General features: G+C 34.7%; 16 protein-coding genes. 11 read left to right on the top strand and 5 right to left on the bottom strand.

Annotation, left to right across the window (positions count from 1 at the left end):
* Positions 1-11: 11 nt before the first annotated feature.
* The 8 genes from cysC (at position 12) to NCCP28_RS19660 (ending at position 9703) form a co-directional block, all read left to right on the top strand.
* The gene (gene cysC, locus NCCP28_RS19695; RefSeq protein ID WP_248562939.1) at positions 12-620 is read left to right on the top strand and encodes an adenylyl-sulfate kinase; all 609 of its coding nucleotides are present in this window, start codon (positions 12-14) and stop codon (positions 618-620) included.
* A 134-nt stretch (positions 621-754) separates the two neighbouring features.
* Positions 755-1525, top strand: a complete 771-nt coding sequence (gene cobA, locus NCCP28_RS19690; RefSeq protein WP_248562938.1) for a uroporphyrinogen-III C-methyltransferase — start codon at positions 755-757, stop codon at positions 1523-1525.
* Entirely contained in the window at positions 1525-2283 is a 759-nt protein-coding gene (locus tag NCCP28_RS19685) for a sirohydrochlorin chelatase (protein ID WP_248562937.1), read from the top strand. Before cobA ends, NCCP28_RS19685 begins: the two co-directional genes overlap by 1 nt.
* Entirely contained in the window at positions 2264-2869 is a 606-nt protein-coding gene (locus NCCP28_RS19680; protein WP_248562936.1) for an NAD(P)-dependent oxidoreductase, read from the top strand. Before NCCP28_RS19685 ends, NCCP28_RS19680 begins: the two co-directional genes overlap by 20 nt.
* Before the next feature lie 236 nt (positions 2870-3105).
* Positions 3106-5856, top strand: a complete 2751-nt coding sequence (locus NCCP28_RS19675; protein ID WP_248562935.1) for a hybrid sensor histidine kinase/response regulator — start codon at positions 3106-3108, stop codon at positions 5854-5856.
* Complete coding sequence (locus NCCP28_RS19670) at positions 5857-6720, top strand: CheR family methyltransferase (protein ID WP_248562934.1); 864 nt, start codon at positions 5857-5859, stop codon at positions 6718-6720. It abuts the gene before it with no gap.
* Entirely contained in the window at positions 6674-8731 is a 2058-nt protein-coding gene (locus NCCP28_RS19665; RefSeq protein ID WP_248562933.1) for a PAS domain S-box protein, read from the top strand. The genes NCCP28_RS19670 and NCCP28_RS19665 overlap by 47 nt, the downstream gene beginning before the upstream one ends.
* Positions 8732-8764: 33 nt before the next feature.
* Positions 8765-9703, top strand: coding sequence for a sugar ABC transporter substrate-binding protein (locus NCCP28_RS19660; RefSeq protein WP_248562932.1), 939 nt, complete (start codon positions 8765-8767; stop codon positions 9701-9703).
* 159 nt (positions 9704-9862) lie between these two features.
* Here the strand turns inward: NCCP28_RS19660 and NCCP28_RS19655 are convergent, their stop codons facing one another.
* On the bottom strand, positions 9863-11044 hold the full coding sequence (locus NCCP28_RS19655) for a DHH family phosphoesterase (protein ID WP_248562931.1): 1182 nt from the start codon (positions 11042-11044) through the stop codon (positions 9863-9865).
* A gap of 133 nt (positions 11045-11177) precedes the next feature.
* Positions 11178-13262 (bottom strand): helix-turn-helix domain-containing protein, encoded by a 2085-nt coding sequence (locus NCCP28_RS19650; protein WP_248562930.1) that lies wholly within the window; start codon positions 13260-13262, stop codon positions 11178-11180.
* A 183-nt stretch (positions 13263-13445) separates the two neighbouring features.
* On the opposite strand from NCCP28_RS19650, the gene NCCP28_RS19645 reads away from it, so the two are divergent.
* The 3 genes from NCCP28_RS19645 to NCCP28_RS19635 all read left to right on the top strand — a co-directional run bounded on the left by NCCP28_RS19645 (position 13446) and on the right by NCCP28_RS19635 (position 17518).
* Complete coding sequence (locus NCCP28_RS19645; RefSeq protein WP_248562929.1) at positions 13446-14684, top strand: MFS transporter; 1239 nt, start codon at positions 13446-13448, stop codon at positions 14682-14684.
* Between the two features lie 38 nt (positions 14685-14722).
* On the top strand, positions 14723-16156 hold the full coding sequence (locus tag NCCP28_RS19640) for an amidohydrolase (protein ID WP_248562928.1): 1434 nt from the start codon (positions 14723-14725) through the stop codon (positions 16154-16156).
* 168 nt (positions 16157-16324) lie between these two features.
* Positions 16325-17518, top strand: coding sequence for an MFS transporter (locus tag NCCP28_RS19635; RefSeq protein ID WP_248562927.1), 1194 nt, complete (start codon positions 16325-16327; stop codon positions 17516-17518).
* Positions 17519-17599: 81 nt separating this feature from the next.
* Here NCCP28_RS19635 and NCCP28_RS19630 read toward each other — a convergent pair whose 3' ends face one another.
* The 3 genes from NCCP28_RS19630 to shc all read right to left on the bottom strand — a co-directional run bounded on the left by NCCP28_RS19630 (position 17600) and on the right by shc (position 21797).
* On the bottom strand, positions 17600-18259 hold the full coding sequence (locus NCCP28_RS19630) for a DUF4352 domain-containing protein (RefSeq protein WP_248562926.1): 660 nt from the start codon (positions 18257-18259) through the stop codon (positions 17600-17602).
* Positions 18260-18344: 85 nt separating this feature from the next.
* The gene (locus NCCP28_RS19625) at positions 18345-19715 is read right to left on the bottom strand and encodes an alkaline phosphatase (protein ID WP_248562925.1); all 1371 of its coding nucleotides are present in this window, start codon (positions 19713-19715) and stop codon (positions 18345-18347) included.
* Positions 19716-19904: 189 nt separating this feature from the next.
* On the bottom strand, positions 19905-21797 hold the full coding sequence (gene shc / locus NCCP28_RS19620; RefSeq protein WP_248562924.1) for a squalene--hopene cyclase: 1893 nt from the start codon (positions 21795-21797) through the stop codon (positions 19905-19907).
* Between the last annotated feature and the right edge of the window lie 21 nt (positions 21798-21818).

Here is a 21818-nt window from a genome sequence, read left to right as displayed (position 1 = left end):
GGACAACCAAAGTGGGGAAAAGTACAAATATCACATGGCATGATCAAACAGTGACGAAACAGCAAAGAAGAGAAAAAAATAAACATCATAGCTGCGTTCTTTGGTTTACAGGTCTGTCTGGTTCTGGTAAATCTACTGTGGCAAATGCGGTAGCAAAACGCTTATTTGATGATCGGATTAATAGTTATGTTTTAGATGGAGATAATATTCGTTTTGGCATCAATAAAGATTTAGGATTTTCTGAAGAAGATCGCAAGGAAAATATTAGACGAATTGGCGAAGTCAGCAAATTATTTGTTGATAGTGGACAAGTGGTATTAACTGCATTTATTTCTCCTTTTAGAGAAGATCGCGATAAAGTAAGAGAATTGCTAACTGAAGATGAATTTATTGAAATTTATATAAAATGCTCTCTTGAAGCATGTGAAGCAAGAGATCCAAAGGGACTTTATGAAAAGGCGCGTCAAGGAATCATTAAAGATTTCACAGGCATCAGTTCTCCATATGAAGAGCCAAATAATCCCGAGATCGTTGTGGATACGGAAGAAAATTCCATTGAGGAATGTGTAGAATTAATTGTAAACTACTTAAAAGATAGAAACTTTTATATTGCTGAATAATTGTTAGAATAAGGGAACTGTTTACTACTGAGCAGTAGAGAGATATTAATTTCGCTGCTAAAAGGAGGCAGTTCCTTTGTTTATAGGATGAAAAAAGAAAAAGAGAAAAAAGGGAAGAGATAGGAGGGGGAGTTATGGGGAAAGTATATTTGGTTGGAGCAGGTCCTGGTGATCCAGATTTAATTACAGTAAAAGGCTTAAAGTGCATTAAGCTTGCAGATGTCATTTTATATGATCGTCTTGTCAATAAAGAATTGTTGGAGTACGCAAAACCAAAGGCAGAGCTTATCTACTGCGGCAAGCTTCCAAATCACCATATCATGAAACAGGAATTAATTAATCAACTACTTGTTAAGCATGCGAAAAAAGGGAAAATCGTTACGAGGTTAAAGGGAGGAGATCCTTTCGTTTTTGGGAGAGGCGGAGAAGAAGCAGAAGAATTAGCCAAAAATCAAATTCCTTTTGAAGTTGTTCCTGGAATTACAGCAGGTATTGCAGCACCTAGCTATGCGGGAATTCCTGTTACCCATAGAGATTATGGATCTTCCTTTGCTTTTGTTACAGGGCATACTAAAGAGGGAGAAGATGATATAAAATGGGAAGCACTTGCATCCATTGATACACTTGCCATTTATATGGGAGTGAAAAATCTGCCCTCTATTCAAGAACAACTATTGAGGCACGGTAAAAAACCTTCAACACCAGTTGCTTTAATTAATTGGGGAACGACGACTGTACAGAAAACAGTTGTAACGAACCTTTCTGATGTGATAGAAGATGCCCAAAAGGAAAAGATAGCAAATCCATGTATGATTATTGTAGGAGAAGTAGTGCGCATGAGGGAGAAAATCAGCTGGTTCGAAGAATCTTTTCTTGAAACTTTACCGAAAGAAGTGGTTTTATAATGGAGGCCGTTTTATATATATGTCATGGAAGCCGAATAAAAGAAGCAAGTGATCAGGCCATCTCCTTTATAAAAAGGTGTATGGAAAATGAGGAGTTTCCTATTCAGGAGTATTCTTTTTTAGAACTGTCCGAGCCTACGATTGAACAAGCCTTTTTTCAATGCATAAAAAAAGGAGCTACTGTCATTCATGTTATTCCTGTTCTTTTATTAACGGCCGCTCATGCTAAAATAGATATACCAGAAGTATTGGGGAAATTATCCGAAGAATATCCGGAAATTGAAATTCGTTATGGACGTCCAATTGGAGTCCATAAAAAGATGATAGAGATTGTTGTAGAAAAGATAAAAAAATCTTCTCTATTGGATAAAAAGGATTTATTAGTGCTATTAGTTGGCAGAGGGAGCAGCGATCCGGAAGTAAAACAAGATTTAGGAGATATCGCGGCATTAGTAGAAGCTCAATTACCCGGGATTTCTGTTAAAGACTGTTATTTAACTGCAGCAGAACCAAGTTTTATAGAAGGAATAGAGTATGCTAACTCCTCTTCTTATCAAAACATTTTAGTTATTCCATATTTGCTTTTTACAGGAATTTTGATGAAATCTATGAAGAAAACAATAAAAGAGCTTGCCGATTCTGATAAAATATACGAATTAGCTCCTTATTTAGGATATCATCCTTTTATAGCAGATATTTTAAACGAAAGATTAAAAGAAGTTGCAAAGGAAGACGTATATGTATCCATTAAACATTAATATGAGGGGCAAGGAATGCGTAATAATAGGCGGCGGAAAAATAGCCTATCGCAAAACATCCCCTCTTATTAGTGGCGGGGCAATGGTAACCATCATAAGTCCTGAAGTTTGTTCGGAAATTGAGAATCTGGCTTTAGAAGGGAAGGTTAAGCTAAAAAAAAGACACCCTTTAGAGGATGATTTTCAATCTGCCTTTTATGTTATTGCAGCAACAAATAATGAGAAGGTAAATGCTGAAATTACAACCAAGTTGGAGAAAACAAAACTGGTCCTTAATGCTTCATCTGTAGATAAAGGAAATTGTCATGTTCCTGCAAGTTTTAAAAAAGGAAAGCTGTTGTTAACAGTTTCGACAAGTGGGGCCAGTCCTATGCTCGCTAAAAAGATAAGAGATCAATGGTCTGCTCTTTATGACGATAACTTTGAACACTATGTAGATTTTTTATATGAGGCAAGAGAACAAATAAAGCAGCTAAATATACCGTCTGCTCGTAAAAAATATTTGCTGCAAGAAATAATCGATGAAAAATATTTAGATTCCATAGAGAATAGACAATTTTTTCTCATCAGTCTTAAAAACTTTTAACTCGTTTTAAGTTAAAAGTTTTTTGTGTTTTTTAATATGAAATATACAGAATATTCTTTGGTATTATACTAACATTATATTGAATGATTTGTATTCTCTGTAATATAATTTTGGTAAGAAATATCTCGTTTTTAATAAAGATAATAAAAAAGAGAACTAAATACAAACTATCTTAAAACTCTTTGATTCTAACTTTTTATGCTCATTAGAATCTTGTATGTGGAAAGGGAGGTTAAATGAAATTTAGTACAAAGCTTTATGGTGGATTAGGAATTATATTTATTTTAATAATGATTCTTATTGCAGTACTTATGAGTATGTTAAAACAACAAAATGTTAAAATGCACGTTATCGTAAATGAATTATCTGAGAGAATTAGAGTTACTGCAATTATTAAAAATGAAATAAACAATATGAGCAGAGAAGCAATGGAAATTTCAATAAACCCTTCTGAAAAAGCACTGCTAGATACTTTAAATGATTGGGAAGAGTCTAGAACAAACATTGCCTCATCTTTAGGGGCGCTAAAGGAAATGGATAAAAGGAAGCAGACACAGGAATTGATTATGAAGTTTTCTACCATTTTTCAAACATATGAAGAAGATGGACAGGAACTTATCTATAAATATAAAAGGAATATGGGGCAAGAGTCAGATGTTATAAAAGCGCTACCAAGCAATCAAGATAAGGAACGGCTTTTGCAAATTGTCAATATACTCTCTACTTTGCAAGAACAGGAAATGAAAGATGAGCTTTTCCGAACACAAGGGACATATAATATAGCAGTCAAAATTATATATATTTATGTTTTTATCGGTATTTTTTTGAGTGTTGCTATAGCAATTTGGATTATAAAAGGAATGACCAGAAACCTTTACCGTGTCGCTTCAGTGATGTCTAGCGTTGCATATAATCAAGGAACGGAATTTCCGAGAGTTTCTATAAAGACCAAAGATGAAATCGGAAGGATTGCAGAGGCATATAATGAAATGGCAATAGCTTTAGAGCAACATTCACAGCAAGAAAAAGAACTAAAGATAAAAGCTGAGGAACAGAGTTGGCATGATTCTAAACTTGCAGAAATCACGTCTGCTTTTCCATGTGCAGAAGACTTTAATTCTTTAGCCAATTTATTTATCAACCAAGTAACTCCGACGATAGAAGCTCAATATGGTGTATTTTATATTAAGGAAGGTACAGGAGAGCTGCAGCGTTTAGAAAAAGTTGCTTCCTATGGTTTTGCTGAGAATGCTAGTACGAATAAACAAAGTTTTCTTTTAGGAGAAAAATTGATAGGGCAATGTGCTTTAGAAAATAGACCGATTAACCTTACTCATATACCAGATGATTATATTAAGTTAGAATCAGGGTTAGGCAGTGCTGCTCCTAGAAATATTTATATTCTTCCCATTGAATTTGAAGGAGAAGTATTAGGAGTCATAGAAGTTGCCTCACTTAAAGTATTCAGTCTAATACAACAAAAGTTATTAAAAATGATAATTGGGCATTTAGGCATTACTATTAATAGTATTAGAAATCGCATGCAAGTAAAAAAACTTCTGGAAGAATCCCAAGCGCTGACAGAAGAACTGCAAAGCCAATCAGAAGAGCTGCAAGCGCAGCAGGAAGAACTGATTGCTATTAATGAAGAGCTGGAAGTACAGTATAAAACATCGGAACAGAAAAATGAAGAGTTAGAAAAACTTAGTGTGATATTAGAGGAAAAGGCTCACCAGCTTGTGCTTAGTTCCCAGTATAAAACAGAATTTCTTGCAAATATGTCCCATGAACTTAGAACGCCTCTAAACAGCATGCTAATACTTGCTCAAATGCTGCTGGAAAAGGCAAATGATAATCTTACATTAAAACAATTGGAATATTTGCAGACGATAAATTCATCTGGTAATGATCTGCTGCATCTAATAAATGAGATATTAGATTTAGCAAAAATAGAGACAGGGAAAATAGATATAATTGAAGGAGAAGTAAGGCTAGAATCTATTAAAGAGTTTGCAGAGAAACAATTTTGCCATTTAGCCGAAAAAAAGGGCCTTGAGTTTAAAGTGGCGTTACATAAGGATCTATCTCCTTTTATATATACAGATGAGCACCGTCTGAAACAAATAATCTCTAATTTATTGGCTAATGCCTTTAAATTTACTACTAAAGGCAGTGTTACATTATATATTGAAGAAGTGGGCTATTCTATTCCGGATAATAGTAAAGTATTGGAGGCGGCAGATTCGGCCATTACTTTTACTGTGAAAGATACAGGAATAGGCATTCCAAAAGAGAAGCAGAACTTTATATTTGGCGCATTTCATCAGGCTGATGGGACCACTAGCCGCAAATATGGAGGAACTGGGCTGGGATTGTCTATATGCAAAGAAATCTCTAACTTGCTTGGAGGGGCTATTCGTGTAGAGAGTGAGGAGGGAAGAGGGAGTTCGTTTATACTTTATTTACCGTATAAATCAAAAAGCCAATCTAAACCTATATTTTCATCACAAAAAGAAATAGCGGTCAGCGGGGAAAATACAGAAAGTTTTATGATGGAGGCAAAAGATTTTCTTTTTAATAAAGAAATAGAAAATGAATCTGTTTTATTAGTTAAAGGAAAAAAAATCCTGATTGTGGATGACGATATGAGAAATATTTTTTCACTTTCTGCTGTATTAGAAGATTATGAAATGGAAGTGCTATTTGCGGAAAATGGCCGAGAAGGCTTGGAAGTATTGATGGCAAATCAGGATATTGACCTTATCTTAATGGATATTATGATGCCGGAAATGGATGGCTTTGAAACCATGACGAAAATCAGAAGTATGCCAGAGTTTCAAAATCTTCCTATTATAGCCTTAACAGCAAAAGCGATGAAACATAACCGAGAGCAGTGTATAGAGGCAGGAGCATCTGATTATATAAGCAAACCAATAAATATAAAGCAATTATACTCTTTAATTCAAGTATGGCTTTATAGAAGTTAGGTGGGAAAAGATATTACCGAATATTTTAATAAACAAGCAGTAGAAAATAATGATCTGGAAAAAATTGAAATTGAATTATTATTAGAAGGCATTTACCGATACTATGGATATGATTTTCGAAACTATGCCTTTCCTTTTCTTAAAAGAAGAATTATGTATCGAATAGGGGCAGAAAACTTATCCAGTATTTCAGCATTGCAGGAGAAAGTATTTCAAAATTCTATAATGATGAAGAAGTTATTGTCAGATTTTTCTATCTCTGTAACAGAAATGTTTCGAGATCCAGAGTTTTTTTTGACGCTTCGAAAAAAAATTATTCCGATAATAAGAAATTATCCTTTTATACGAATATGGCATGTCGGATGTGCTTCAGGTGAAGAAGTTTATTCTATGGCCATCATGCTAAGCGAGGAAGGAATATTAAATAAAACAAGGATTTATGCAACAGACATAAATAATATTGCTTTGGAAAAGGCAAAGCTGGGAAGTTTTCCCCTAGAAAAAATGCAGTTATATACAAAAAATTATATAAAAGCCGGCGGGACAAATGAATTTTCTGAGTATTATGCAGTCAAAAATAATGCAGCAGAATTTCGTCCCTTTTTAAAGGAAAATGTGTTGTTTACACAACATAACTTAACTACAGATCAAACATTTAATGATTTTCATATTATTATATGCAGAAATGTTATGATCTATTTTAATAAAAGTCTCCAAAATGATGTTCATCAATTACTATATAATAGTCTAGTACTTTCAGGTTTTCTTGGTTTGGGTAAAAGGGAAGAGGTGAGATATACAGATTATGCAGGAAATTATGAAGAATACGATACCAGTGAAAAGATATACCGAAAAATCAACTAATTCTAATGTAGCAGAAGTTATGCATATCTTAATGGTTGATGACCTGAAAGAAAACCTGCTTGCTCTTGAGGCAGTTTTAAGTGCACCTAATATTCACTTAGTCAGCGCCAAATCAGGAGAAGAAGCATTAAAGAGAATACTGCAATATGATTTTGCAGTAATTCTTCTTGATGTTCAAATGCCTGGGATAAATGGCTTTGAAACAGCGAGACTAATAAAAGAGAGAAAAAAATCAAGAAATATTCCTATTATTTTTATTACGGCTATAAGCCAAGATGTAGATCATATTACACAAGGTTATGAAGTGGGAGCAATAGATTATATTGTTAAACCTTTTAATCCAGAAGCTTTAAGAAGCAAGGTAGAACAATTTGTCAATATCTATAAAAATCACACAAGAAGCCTAAAAAAAATCGAAAGAGAAAGTTCTATTGAAAGAGAAAAGATAAATCTTGAGTTAAACGTTACAAAAGTAAATTTGCACAAACACGAAGCTTTATCAAAAGTGATACAAGATACGCTGCAAGATACTATTGTAACATTTAATGAAGAAGGTTATATTTTATCGGTAAATCCAATGGCTGAAAAGATGTTTGGCTACAAGGATTCAGAATTAATTGGAACACATATAGCAATTCTCCTTGATTCCACAGGGGAAATTGAAAAAGATAAAACGGCAAATGCATTACATTATTTTATGAACAAATCTTCTGTTGGAAAAATAGTTGAAATTATCGCAAAACGTAAAGATAATGATACTTTTCCTGCAGATATTCATATTGGGGATGCCATGCTGGAAGATTATCATATTTTTGTCTGCACTATTCGCGATATTACAGAGCGGAAAGAAATGGAGAAAATTAAAGAAGCCTATTTGGATAAATTAGAGCAAATGGTGGAAGAGCGGACCCTTGATTTATTATTGGTTAATGATAAGTTAACAAAAGAAATGAAGGAGCGAAATAAGGTAGCGGATGACCTGTTATTGTCAGAAGGTCGCTTTAAACAAATTTTTGAAGCAAGTCCCTGTCAGATGGCAATTTTCTCTATACAAGAGGGGAATTTTATTGCGGTAAATAATAACTGGGCAATTCATACTGGCTATAATCTCGATGAATTAAATAATGCGAATTGTCAGTGGGGAATTTTTCAAGAAGATAAGGAAGAATTCAGACAGATTGTCGGAAATGAATGGATTACGCCAATGAACAATAAAAAGGTAACATACAAAACGAAGGATAAATCAATAAGGTATGCTCTATTGTCGACAGAAACAATTATGATTGAGAACAGAAATTGTGTTCTAATTGCCTTAAACGATATTACGGAAAGAATACGTATGGAAAAGGAAATATATAAGTTAGATAGATTAAATTTAGTAGGAGAAATGGCAGCAGGAATTGCCCATGAGATTCGCAATCCTATGACGACTGTTCACGGTTTTTTGCAAATGGGTAAATTAAATAACCAGCAGTTATCAGTGGAACATTTGGATTTAATGATAGATGAGTTAGACAGAGCAAATAAAATTATTAAGGAATTTCTAACCTTAGCTAAAAATAAGACGAGTGACAGAAAAATTCAATCCCTCAATGATATTATTGAAATCATTTATCCCCTCTTAAATGCAGAAGCTCTTTTATCTGGCAAGCGGGTATTGCTTCAATTAGAAAAGTGTCCGATGTTATACCTAGATGAAAAAGAAATTCGTCAACTCTTATTAAATATTGCTCTAAATGGTTTAGAATCAATGGCTAATGAAGGGGTTTTAACGATTAAAACTTATATCGAACAAGAAAATGTAATTCTACAAATTTGCGATACCGGTAAAGGAATAGGAGATGATGTTTTAGATAAAATAGGAACTCCATTTTTTACAACAAAGGATAATGGCACAGGATTAGGATTGGCTGTGTGCTATAGTATTGCAGAGCGACATAATGCGAAGATAAAAATTGATACAAGCAATAAAGGAACTATATTTTCTATTTGTTTTGCTTTAGAAAAGTAAGATGAAAGTTTTATTAGGATAGGAGAATAGCAGTTGAAAAAAAAATGGTTCATTTTATTGATCTGTTTTGTTTTTTTAGGTGGATTATGCAGTTATATAATATTAGAAATAAATCAAAAAAAAACGAAGATAGCAGTAGTGCTAAAAGGTACAAAGGCAGATTATTGGCGTATATTATCAGCTGGCATAGAAAAAGCATTTGATAATTACGGAGCAGAGGGAGAGTTTTTGGCAACAGACAATACAGAGGGGGATCAGCTTGATATTCTGAAAAAGGTATTAAAAGAAAAACCAGACGCATTAATATTTTCTCCTGAAAATCCTAAGCAGTCTATTCCGATATTAGAGGAGTATAAAAAAAATGATATTCCTGTTTTCCTTGTTGATACAAATCTAGATTGGGCAGATAAAACTTCCTTTATTGGAACAGACAATAACAAGTTAGGAGAAAAAGCAGGTGAATTGCTTGCCGCCATGTCTCAGCCGACAGATAAAGTATTGCTTATTGGGTTTATTTCACAGGATAACGTAAGTGAAGATAGAATAAAAGGAGCAAAGGAAGCTTTAAGTAATGCAGGTATTCATACAATTATCAAAGAAGTAGTGAGAAATAAAGAAATGAATATGGAGCTGACGAAAATTGTAGAAGCAAATCCAAAAGTAAAGGGAATATTTGCTGTGGATGATGATACAGCTCTCCAAATTATGAACATATTAAAGAAAAAGAATTGGAATATTCCAGTAGTAGGAGCTGACGGAATAGTAAAAATGGTGGAAAATATTGAAAACGGCACGCTGCAAGCTACTATTGCCCAAAATCCTTATGATATGGGGTTTATTAGCGCAGAGAATGCGCTGAAAGTAATAAATGGGGGGAAAGTAAAAAAAGAGATTGATAGCGATGTAGATATTATTACAATAGATAACGCAAAAAGTAAAATAGATTTTCTGGAAAAGTTAATACAGAATTAAAATAAAATGAAGAGAAATTTAAATAAATATAGCTATATTTATTACTAGTACTTCAAAATGGCTGTAATGATGGGAAGTTTCCATTATTTTAGGCCTTCCTTCAGTTCGTTAGGAATAAATTTAGATCCATTCTGAAGTACTAGTTATTGTTAAGGATGATTAATTTTTTTTCTTTACATATCCCATTAAATAATTAATAAATTTATAATCTTTTGCCAACCATGCACCATGATTTCGTTTTAGGTAGCTTTCTCCTTCTAGGAAGGTAGAGAACGTTACTGGCAATTGTTTTTTCTTCTGCTCAATAACCCATTCTTTATTATTTAAAGGGTATAGATAAAAGTGTTCCTCTGCTTTATTTTCATATATGGAACCTAATAGAGATTCCTTTATGTTATATGTATTTTTTCTTGCATCTTCCCTTACAGGTTCAAGTGAGAAAGTATTTAAGACAAAATCTTTGTAGGCCTCCGCAGTTAAAGTGCATCCAGATGCTTTTGCATGTCCGCCACCGCCATATTTTCCAGCAATTTGTGAAACATCGACTGTATCATGGATTGTTCGAAAACCTACTTTTTTTCCACCCATATTTAAAATGGCAATATAATCTAAATGAGGGTATTCCTTGCCAAGCTCATTTCCCAATTCCGAATGATAAGATTCTGCATAAACGATACCAGCGAAAAATCCATTAATTTCTGTTTGTACAAGCTCTCTTCGTTTGCGGCGGATATAGCGCTCGATTTTAGTGTCTTCAAGCTCTAATAGTTTTTCCTCAAATTCATCAAAATAAAAGTGATTGCTATTTTTGAGTCGGTCAATCATTTTTTCTTCAAATTCACTCATAGAGATAAGAAAAAATAAGGCATTTAGCTTTTTAGCCTGTTGGTTATCATTTTTCTCCCAATCCCATGTGTCATATTGTCTGACAAGTTCTACAAATTCTGCAATGCAATTGGAAGGCTCAAGAAGATTATGCTGAATAAGATATTCGTAAAATAATGATGTTGCCGAAGTTAAGTGCCCATCTGCATCCTCCACAGATACATATCCCCATTCATGGTCATTGAAATGCAGTGCCGTTTTATGGTGATCAATTAATTGGATTTTCCCCCCTTTTTTATAAAATGCTTCTAGTTTTTTTCTGTTCTCTTCATTAACTGAAAGATCTGTGATAAATAAAAAAAGATGTTCTGTTTCATGCTGAAGAAATTTCTCTACTTCTTGATTTAAGCTGGAAATGGAATTATAGCGGACTTCTACTTGGTCTGCAAAAGCAAGCTTAGCGAGAATACCACAGCCTATTCCATCTAAATCATTATGTGATAATAGTTTGTACATTTTTTTCACCTCTGCCCAATAGTATAATCTAATATGAAAAAAATAGAACAGATTGTTGCATATTTATTTACTTATTTTTATATTTGGTGAATAGTTAGCGGTTCTAAATCATAAATCATCCCTATGGAATTTTTTAATAGGTTTCACTTAAATGACATGCTAATAGCAGTGTAAGCCAGTCATTAGGATCATCAAGATTTACGGAAAGAATCTCCTCAATTTTTTTGATGCGGTGATAAAGGGTATTTGGATGAATATGTAATCGTTCTGCTGTTATGGAAGTGGAACGGTTTGCTGCAATATAGGTTTTTAGTGTTGTTTCTAAATCACTAGCTAGCGCCTTTGGGGTTTGCAGCGGTGATAGTACTTCTTGAATAAATAATTTTATGTCCTTAGGTTGCTGATTTAGAAATAATCGGTTGATTCCAATATTTTCATACTTTAAGAGGCCAGATAAATTACGACTGTTAAGATAAAGTAAGGATTTATTTGCTTCTTCTGCACTTTTAGAAATGTTTTCCAATCCTGTATAAAGCCCTCCCACTCCACCGATAACAACTTTAGGATAGTTATTTTTCCACCAGTTTATAGATGTTTTTAACTTTTTTATAATAAGTTCCCTGCTTTCTTCGTTAGTCACGTTGATAATTATAGTTACTTTATCGTGAAATCCAAATATCAGGTTTTCTGAGGAACCTATTTCTTTGCTAATAGAAGCAATTAAACGTCTTAAATAGGTTTCGTGCTTTTGGGTAGTATGTGTAGATTCTTTAAGTTGAAGAACTGAAACAAATAATGGCTTTTCAGGTGAAAGGCCAAATTTTTTGGATTTTTCGATTAGCAAAACGGGTTCTTTATATTGAATAAGTTCATTAAAGAATTCATAGCTTTTTTTATAGTGCATATCCGTGGCAGAATAAGTATTAACCATCTTTAAAGCAACCAAAGCTCCACCTTGCTCTAATATTACTGTATCTAGAGTTTGCAGTGGGCGACTTAGCTTAACGATAAAGAGGCCAATAGGAATGCCTTCGTTTATGATTGGATAAAGGTGATATTTATTTTCGTTTATAGTGGTGTCTAATGGTTCGATGTGATTTTCCCAACCTTTAGGCAATTGAGCTTCCTCAAATTTAAAAGGAGCTAAATTTGAATGGGGATACCATTCATTTTGAGTTAAATCGTACAGAAATACAGGCGATTTTATCATCCGTTCGACTGTTTTCGAAACTTTGACTAAATTTGTATCATTTAAGGAAAGTTTAGTAAAAGCTTCGTGGATTTCGTTGCGTTTTACAAGATAATCATTTGTTTGCCGGAGCTCTGAGAATAATCTTGCATTTGTAATGGCAATGGCAGCTTGATCAGCGAAACCTTGAAGCCGACGCAGATCCTCCTTGCTTAAGGGACGCTTTTTCTTAAATTGATGAACAATCATCACGCCAAGTTTCGTTTGATTCATGCTGACAGGCACAGCCATTGAGGTCTGATTAATAGTTGTTTCCAAATTTGCGATAGCACTCATTAAAGAGGAATAGTTCTTTGGTTTTAAGTTGCTGATGGCCTCATTCGCTTGTGCTGAGTTATAAATGCGTCCTTGTCCACTATCAAAAACCTTCCCTGCTATTCCTTCTCCTATACTAGTTTTAAAATCATAAATGGATGGTCCCATTCCAATGCTTGCTTTTGGAACAAGTTTTTGTGACTCAGGATCATAGAGGGTCAAAAAGCCACGATCAACTGCTGGAATAACAGACAAAACATTTTTCATAATGTTGTCTAACAGCTGATTTAAATCAAGCATGGAGGTGAGCGATCGCAAACCCTCTAGCCAAGCATCATGCTCTTGCCATTGTTTGGCTAATTTTCTGCTTAGTAGCCTATAGCGAATTTGCATAACAAAATAGTTCGAATCATCCTCTGAGAGTGGTCTATCTGTACGAACGAAAGATCTTACCTTTATTGCTTCAGGATCATCTGTTTCAAATATGTACATCTGACTGTTGGTTTTATAATCATAGAAGGTTATATATGCATGGTAATCTTTTCCTTCTATCTGATTCCATGGCAAGTGATGAAAAAGCTGTTCATTTTCTGCTGATAGATCATTTGTCTCCTCCAACAAAATCCAACTCATATAAGAATCTAATGTCCAGACATAAAAAGTGAATTGATTAAACCTTTTATTGAGAAAAAAATCTTTAGTATTTTGTGACATAATCTAGTCTCCTTTTGTTATAAAAACTAACAAAAATCACTATTAATTATGCCACCGATTGGAGGAATACACAATGGAATTTTGAATACATTGTATATTCTGATAATGACTTTACATGCGATGTTAATTAAAATTTAATTATCTTGAATTTCAAGCTAATAAGTGAAGGGGAGTGATGGTGTAATGAAGGGAAATTCTGAAGCATCAAATAGTAGAATGCTCTTGACGGTACTTTTTTTTGGATGGATTGTCTCCTATATCGATCGGACAACAATTAGTCTTGCGATTGTGCAAATAGGAACAGATTTATCTTTAGATGCGTCAAAGTTAGGAATAGTTTTGAGCGCTTTTTTTATGGGATATGCTTTTATGCAAATACCTGGTGGCTTTCTTGCAGACCGTTTTGGTTCTCGTAGAGTTATTGTTATTGCTGTTTTAGTTTGGTCTGTATTTACAGCGTTAACAGGCTTAGCTTGGTCACTTTCTTCCTTAATTCTTATCCGTTTTTTATTTGGTATTGGAGAAGGGGGATACCCGGCTGCAAGTACAAAGGCAATATCAGATTATTTTCCAATGGATAAACGGACAAAGGCACAATCGACGATGATGTCTTCTAATGCATTAGGCGGCGCTCTTGCCCCGATTATTTGTGCACCATTGCTGGTTGCATTAGGATGGCGACATGTTTTTTGGGTGGTATCCCTTTTAGGTATTGTTGTTATTGTTTGGTTTCTGCTAGCTACTAGACAAAAAGGGCAATACTCTAATTCAGAACAGAAATATAAGCCTACAAAAGAGGAATATAGTGAGCTTCTTCGCAAGGCTTATTTATGGAAAGTAGTATTAATTTTTTTCTTTGTAAATATAACCAATTGGGGTTTATCTTCTTGGATGCCTTCCTATTTGATTCAAGCAATGGGAATAGATCTTAAATCGGTAGGGTTGCTTAGCGCCATTCCATCCTTTTTTATGGCGTTAGGGATGATTATTAGTGGAAGAGTCATTAATAGAATTGGAAATTATGCAAAATATGGCGTTGTTGCTGGGGTATTACTGGTAGGAGGGCTATTATATTTGACAGCACTTTCCTCTAGTGTTATTCAAGTCATCATCTATCAAAGTATTGCATTTACTTTTATGTCTTTTATTATGACCTTTATTTTCACATTGCCGCATCGAATGATAAAGCAAAAAGTAGTGGGAACAGCATTTGGGGTTTTAAACTTTGGTGGACAAGCAGCAGGAATTTTATCTCCAATGATTATGGGTGCGCTTATCTCTGCATCTGGTGGATCTTATAAAAGTGCATTTTTATTTTTAACGACATGTTGCCTAATTGCTGCAATCATTGCTTGCTTATTGCCTTCACCTAAAAGAAGTAGCATGCTTCAAAAAGATTTAACAGGAGATATAGTTGGATAGTTTTTTTCTGAAAATTCACAAAGACTGAGGGTGTTTATATGGGAAAACAAGAAATTATAAGCTGGATTGACGAAAACAAATTATTTTTTGAGGATATGGCTAAAAAAATATGGGGAAATCCAGAGGTAGGCTATACAGAAAGTTTCGCATCTGAACTGCAAATTAAAGCACTAGAGAAGGCTGGTTTTCGCCTAACTACAGGATTGGGGGATATAAGTACAGCTTTTGTTGCAGAATACGGGGAAGGCAAACCTATAATTGGGATATTAGGAGAATTTGATGCACTTCCTGGTTTATCTCAACAAGTAAGCACAACGTATAAACCAGTTGTGCCAAATGGGCCTGGCCATGGCTGTGGCCATAACTTACTAGGAACAGCAGGTGTGGAAGCAGTCCTTGCGCTTAAGGAACAGATGGAAGCAGAAATGCTTACAGGAACTATTCGTTATTATGGATGCCCTGCAGAGGAGCTTTTGTCAGGAAAAACATATATGGCGCGCGCAGGTGTGTTTGATGATATAGATTGTTCTTTAACCTGGCATCCTGGGACCTTTAATATGACGACTAATTCTAGCATGCAGGCATTAACAGGAATAGAATTTTATTTTTCAGGAAGAACAGCTCATGCAGGAGCAGCACCACATCTTGGCCGAAGTGCATTAGATGCAGTAGAGCTTATGAATGTAGGAGCGAATTATTTGCGTGAGCATGTTCCAGATGGCAGCAGGATACAGTATCAAATTACAAATGGAGGCTTGGCTCCTAATATTGTGCCGGACAAGGCGAGTGTTTATTATTTCTTGCGTGGAGCGAACAGAAGACAAGTGGGAGAAATAACGGAGCGATTAATAAAAGTGGCTCAAGGTGCTGCAATGATGACAGAAACAACAGTGAAATGGGAAATTAAAGCTGGCTGCTATGATACGCTGCCTAATAAAGCACTAAATGAGCTAATGTTTAATCAGGCGAGCAAAGCAGGGAAAATGGAATTTACCCAAATGGAAGAACGATTTGCAGAAGAGCTTTGCCAAACGCTAGATTCCTCCTTATTAGAAGATGCTAAGAAAAATAAATTTGGTCTTAATGGGGAAAAGGCTCTTGATCCAGAGTTTTATCATATTACAAAAATGTATGGAATGACGATGGGAGGATCATCGGATGTCGGAGATGTATCCTGGATTGCTCCGATGGGACAAATTATGACAACATGCGCTCCATTAGGAGTACAATTTCATACATGGCAGGCAACAGCTTCCTTTGGGTCATCCATTGGGATAAAGGGAATGCATCATGCTGCAAAGATAATGGCATTAGCTTCGTATGACTTGCTTTTAAATCAAGATGGAGCACTTGAAAAAGCCAAAAGTGAATTTGTCAAAAATACAAGTGGAATTACCTATGAACCAGGTATTCCAGTTGATATACATCCACCTATGCAGAAAACAGATACAGCCGCAGTATCGGCTATTTAATTAGATTATTACTAAATAAAGATAAAAGGGCAAAAGCGTCATCTTAGTTGATGGCGTTTTTTCTTTCTATAATTTCATCTCTTTTTTGACAATTAGCAGGAAAGCCCTTTTTTTATAGAAAGATAAGGTATGATAAAAAGAGAAATTAGTGATGGATAAAGAGGAGGGATGTTAACCTTGACTCGGAAAAAAGATATGTATATTTATATTATCGCGTTTTTTGCTGTATCATTAAATTTGCGAATTGGCATTACCTCCATTTCTCCTGTTTTAGAAATAATTCGGCATGATTTGCATTTAAGCAATTTTATTGTCAGTTTTTTACCTTCCATTCCTGTTTTATGTATGGGTATATTTGCATTGTTTACAGGATATGTAACTGAAAAATGGGGGGCAGAAAAGGCTATTGCTGGCTGTTTGCTTCTAATAGGGGGAGCGACCTTTATAAGAGGCATAGCTTATTATACATGGGTTTTACTTATTACTTCTTTACTAATCGGCATAGGAATTGCACTTGCAGGATCATTATTGTCGGGAGTTATTAAAAAAAAATATCCGTCTAAGATTGGTGTAATGATTGGTATATACTCGGTTGGAATGGGATTGGGAGCATCATTAAGTGCAGGATTAACAATTGACCTGCAGCAATTATTCAACCAATCATGGAATCATGCTCTTGCTGTGTGGGGAATATTGGCTATTTTGGCTTTTCTTTTGTGGTCATATGCAATAAAGGGAGGAAAAGAGCAGAAGGAAACCTTAAATGTTGCAGTTAAACTCCCATTTAAAAATAAAAAGGCATGGGCCATTACCATCTTTTTCGGAATTCAATCAGGAATATTTTATTCTGCCACCACATGGATTGCTTCTATAGCACAAAGTATGGGCTTTACCGGTAAGGAGGCAGGAACGATTGTAACCGTTTTGGCGTTTATTCAAATGACCTGCTCATTTTTTGTCCCCATATTGGTGGATTATTTGCAAAATAGAAATTTATTTATATATATTAGTGCGTTCTTAACATTTATTGGCTTATTGCTGCTTGCCTTTGGGTTAGCTTCACCTTGGATTTCTGCAATTTTAATTGGAGTAGGAATCGGCGGGCTGTTTCCTATTGCTTTAATGCTGCCATTAAATAAAACAGAAACAGCAGAAGATGCAAGTGCATGGACAGCTCTTATGCAGCTGGGGGGATATCTTTTAGGGGGGATTCTTCCTATTGTGTTAGGACTGATTCGTGATGTAGCCAATACTGATACACACGTGTTTTTAGTATTAGTATTGCTTAGCCTTATGCTTATTCCTTTATCCTTGTATATTGGCAGGGACAAAAAAAGTACCGAAATGGCTCATGCTTCATAAAAAGAAACAGGCTGCGTAAAAATGACTAACAAGCATTAGCTGATAAACAGTCATTTTTATGCAGCCTGATAATACTCGATTTTAAAAGGATAGGTCTATGCTTTTTGCATCAGCAAGCTTTATATGTTTTTCATTAAATACATCGCTTGTCTTAATTTTTACTGAGTTTATATTAGATTTTTTCAAAATGAATCCGAGTGCCCCTTTTCTTGTTTCATTTGGCTTTAAGGGATTATTTACGTTTTCTAAATAGATATCTTGATCCCAAGTAATTTGTTCTCCTATATCTGTTTTTAGGTATGCAGTGGGTGCAAAATAGCGTATTTCGTCAGAAGTGTTTTTAACTTCAACCAAAAATTTAATAAAGGTGAATTGTTCATCATGTGTATAGCTGTGATAAAAATCTGTCAGGCTGTAATCTGGTTTATAGTCAATCAGTTTTGCTTCCAGGATTTTTAATTCGACGGCTTCTGTTTTATGTAAATTATTTACATTTGTTATTTTTTTTAATGTAGCTTCCCCTTTATTGCTGCGAATAGTTTGTCCGGGCATTACTAAAGTGCGATCATCAATTACTTGGGGGTTGGCAGGATAATCTTTATAGTAAGCTGGAGTAGTTGTTTTTGCAGAATTGCTTTTTGCTGAAGAGACTTCTGAAAGTAAGTAATTATCTTCTTTATAAGAAGAACACCCAGATAGTAAAAACAAACAGATAAAAATTAAAGTTAGCATTTTTTTCATCCTATATACCTCCTAAAAATAGAAAAGGAAGTCTTCTTAAGGAAATGTTAAAAAGACTTCCTGCCCATTTATGATTATTTCTCTATTATTTATCTTTTATAGTGACTTTCGCACCCATCAATTGGAAAAGAAGTTTTGCATGATCGGTATTATCCTTTTGTCCGGCAAAAAGATCACTTTTGGGTCCATATGCATATACAGGCACATCTTCACCAGTATGTCCGCCAGTTGTCCAGCCAGTGTTTGATCGAGTATTAAAAATGTCTTCAATAGCATTATCGATAGTTGTAAAATTTTTGCTGTCGGCAGCATCTTGGACAGATTGTATTTCCTTTTTCGTCAAAGAAAGTGCAATGTATTTTTTGAGAGTCTTTTCTACATTTTCTCCTTTGAGAATTTGTTCAGCTATAAAGTCAGGCGTTTTTTTGGCAGCTTTTATTGGTTCTGCATGCCAGTTATAATCTCCGTTAGCTGCAATAGAGAATCCCCCGGTAGAGTGATCTGCTGTAGCGACAACTAATGTATTTTTATCTTTTTGAGCAAATTCTATTGCTGCTTTATAGGCTTTTTCAAAGTCCTCCATTTCACTCATAGCCCCAACAATGTCATTATCATGGCCAGCCCAATCGATTTGGCTTCCTTCTACCATTAAGAAAAATCCTTTTTTATTCTCTTTTAAACGGTTGATTGCTGATTTTGTCATTTCCTCTAATGAAGGAGTATTTTTATTGCGGTCTATCATTTTTGGCAAGCCAGCATCTGCAAATAAACCGATTACTTGATTATCTTTATTATTTAATAAGCTATTGCGATTATCCACATAACTGAAGCCATCCTTTTTAAACTCTTTTATTAGATTTCGATCTGCACGGATAAATAAGTTTTTTCCGCCCCCTAATAAAACGTCTATTTTATGTTTGCCCAAGATACGTTCATCAAAATAATCATCAGCTATACTATTCATATTTTTTCTGCTAATATCATGTGCTCCAAATGCAGCAGGTGTTGCATGAGTAATCTCTGAAGTTGCTACGAGACCAGTAGATTTTCCCTTTTCTTTTGCTGCTTCCAATACTGTTTTAACAGCTGATTCATCATTATCTACTGCTATAGCATTATTGTAAGTTTTGATGCCAGCAGACATAGCCGTAGCAGCAGAGGCTGAATCTGTAACATTTTGAGCAGGATCTTCTGGATAGGTCATTTGTTGTCCTACTAAATAAGAGTCAAAATAAGTTTTTTCGGCGATTTTTGTTTTAGGATTATCTTTGAGATAACGATATGCAGAAGTATAGGAGACTCCCATTCCGTCACCAATTAGAAAAATAATATTTTTTGGTTGTTTAGCTTGTCCTTTTGCTTCGGCAAAAGAAGGCGGCATGGCTAAACTTGAAAATGATAAAGATGAAATAACCGCAATTGGCAAAAACCTTTTTTTCCATGATTTTAGTAACATTTTATCCCTCCAAAATATGTATTACTTGTTATATTATCTAGGAAGGATATTAATAGAATTTAAAGAAAAGGTTTAAAGAGAGTAAATATTTTTAATTTATTGTAAATTTAAAATCAGTAAATAGGAGAAAAAGAAAGCGTGTAAAGGGAATTAGCCATACTAACTCCCTTTAATAGCAAAGAATATGTGCTATAGATTTTCTGATATATTTTTATAGAAGTGAGAGAGCGCAAGTAAGGGGAAAATTTTATTATAGCTTTCATAATAAATATAAAATTGTGTAGGCAAACCAATTCCTGTTGGATAAAGAATGCTTTTTTGTTCCTTGTTTTTCTTTAGCAAATAGTTGATGCCTTTTATCACAGTGTCACTTTTTCCTTCTCCTGCAGCAATCAATGCATCGACGGCCCATGCTGTTTGAGAATCAGTACTAAAAGATAGGGGAATATAGCGGAGTTTTTCGCAGCTTTGGCAAGATTCTCCCCAGCCTCCGTCCTCCCGTTGAATAGTTTTTAGCCACTGAATGGCTTTTTTTATGCTTTTATCCTTTTGATTTATACCAACTGCTCTTAATCCTGTAATTGCGGCCCAAGTTCCATAAATATAGCAGACGCCCCAGCGACCGTACCAAGAGCCATCCTTATTTTGATTAGAGTATAGCCAATTGATTCCTCTTTTAACTTTGGAATGAGAATGATTAAAATCGGCAAAGTTTCCAAGGAACTCTAATATGCGGCCAGTTAAATCTGCTGTAGAAGGATCGACAGCGGCATCTTTGGCGTTTTCAATAGGAACATATTGAAGTAATTCCCAATTGGTGTTTTTTTCAAAAGCTCCCCAGCCCCCATCCCTGTTTTGCATGGACAGTAAATAATTAACGCCCGTTTTCCAAGCATAATAGACTGAGTGATTATTAGCGGCTGTTGGTTTTAATGCGCGTAATACTGCAGATGTATCATCATTATCAGGATTATTTGTATTAATGGCGGAAAACCCCCACCCTCCAGGAAGTGTATGTGGATTATGAATAGACCAATCTGCTTTTTTTGTATGCTGTTTATCCAGAAGATAGGTGACCGCATTCTTTATTGTTTTCGAGTCGCTAGGAAGTTGAGCTTCTTGCAGGCTGTAGCAGATTAATGCAGTATCCCAAATAGTAGAAGTAGAATTTTCAAGATGTGTATTATTTTCATTGCTTTTAATAAGAGAAAAAAGACCAGAAATCGCTTTTTTAATCATTATAGAGTTCTTATTGTAGCCCTGGGCTAATAAGCCATATATCATAAAAAAAGTTGCGCTAGCATAACTGTATAATGTTCCATCTTCTTCTATACGATCCAATATATATTTTTCTGCATATATATAGCCAAGGTTATGCATATAAACAGGGAGTGCGCCTGCTTTTTTTATTTCTTTCCAAAAAAAAGACAGGGGAGATCGGTTATCTTCTAATTCCAATAGTGGTAGAGAATAGTTGGGGTTATTTGGAAAAAGGTCTTTTAAATTTGGTGTATTATCATTGGTTATTGTATATTTTTTATTGGAAACAATCAGCATCGGAATGAAATGAATGCGAGCATAAGAGCTAAATTGAAAGAAATTAATAGGCTGATAAGTTGGAAGAAGCAAAAAAGTCATAGGAATATAAATCATATTAGACCAGGGATACATACCATTTACTGATAACATCCAGCGAATCATAAAATGGCACTTTTCCAATCCGCCGTGTGCTATAATATACGATCTGGCTTGCTGCATTTTCTTATCTTCCTTTTTGCAATAACCGGAATATAAAAGAGCAGTGTAGGCAATTACTGTTGAAGAAAGATTTCCATTCGTTTCGTCTTTATAGGCCTTCCAATATCCTTTATTCGTTTGCGTTTTTTTTAAAGTATTCACTAATTTAACAATGGTCTCTTCATAATCTGTTATATTTAATGCTCTGCAGGTAATAATAAAAAAGGCATCTGTCATTAAGCTTCCTTGAAAAAGAAATCTCCAAGAACCATCTATATGCTGAAGCTGAATTAGTTCTTCTTTTCTTTGAGAAATATCCTTTTGAATGGTTTTTAAATTAACCAATCTAACACCTCCAGAGGGCTA

This window comes from Niallia sp. NCCP-28 (genome assembly GCF_023168165.1).
Lineage (GTDB): Bacteria > Bacillota > Bacilli > Bacillales > Cytobacillaceae > Niallia.
Note: the sequence above shows the minus strand (reverse complement) of the source record. Positions and strands in the feature narration are given on the sequence as shown.

Coding starts and splice junctions, on each gene's coding strand:
- NCCP28_RS19640 (WP_248562928.1), top strand. CDS start 14,723: ATGGGAAAACAAGAAATTATAAGCTGGATTGACGAAAACAAATTATTT.
- NCCP28_RS19625 (WP_248562925.1), bottom strand. CDS start 19,715: ATGTTACTAAAATCATGGAAAAAAAGGTTTTTGCCAATTGCGGTTATT.
- NCCP28_RS19630 (WP_248562926.1), bottom strand. CDS start 18,259: ATGAAAAAAATGCTAACTTTAATTTTTATCTGTTTGTTTTTACTATCT.
- NCCP28_RS19645 (WP_248562929.1), top strand. CDS start 13,446: ATGAAGGGAAATTCTGAAGCATCAAATAGTAGAATGCTCTTGACGGTA.
- NCCP28_RS19675 (WP_248562935.1), top strand. CDS start 3,106: ATGAAATTTAGTACAAAGCTTTATGGTGGATTAGGAATTATATTTATT.
- NCCP28_RS19655 (WP_248562931.1), bottom strand. CDS start 11,044: ATGTACAAACTATTATCACATAATGATTTAGATGGAATAGGCTGTGGT.
- NCCP28_RS19685 (WP_248562937.1), top strand. CDS start 1,525: ATGGAGGCCGTTTTATATATATGTCATGGAAGCCGAATAAAAGAAGCA.
- cobA (WP_248562938.1), top strand. CDS start 755: ATGGGGAAAGTATATTTGGTTGGAGCAGGTCCTGGTGATCCAGATTTA.
- NCCP28_RS19635 (WP_248562927.1), top strand. CDS start 16,325: ATGTTAACCTTGACTCGGAAAAAAGATATGTATATTTATATTATCGCG.
- NCCP28_RS19680 (WP_248562936.1), top strand. CDS start 2,264: ATGTATCCATTAAACATTAATATGAGGGGCAAGGAATGCGTAATAATA.
- NCCP28_RS19650 (WP_248562930.1), bottom strand. CDS start 13,262: ATGTCACAAAATACTAAAGATTTTTTTCTCAATAAAAGGTTTAATCAA.
- NCCP28_RS19665 (WP_248562933.1), top strand. CDS start 6,674: ATGAAGAATACGATACCAGTGAAAAGATATACCGAAAAATCAACTAAT.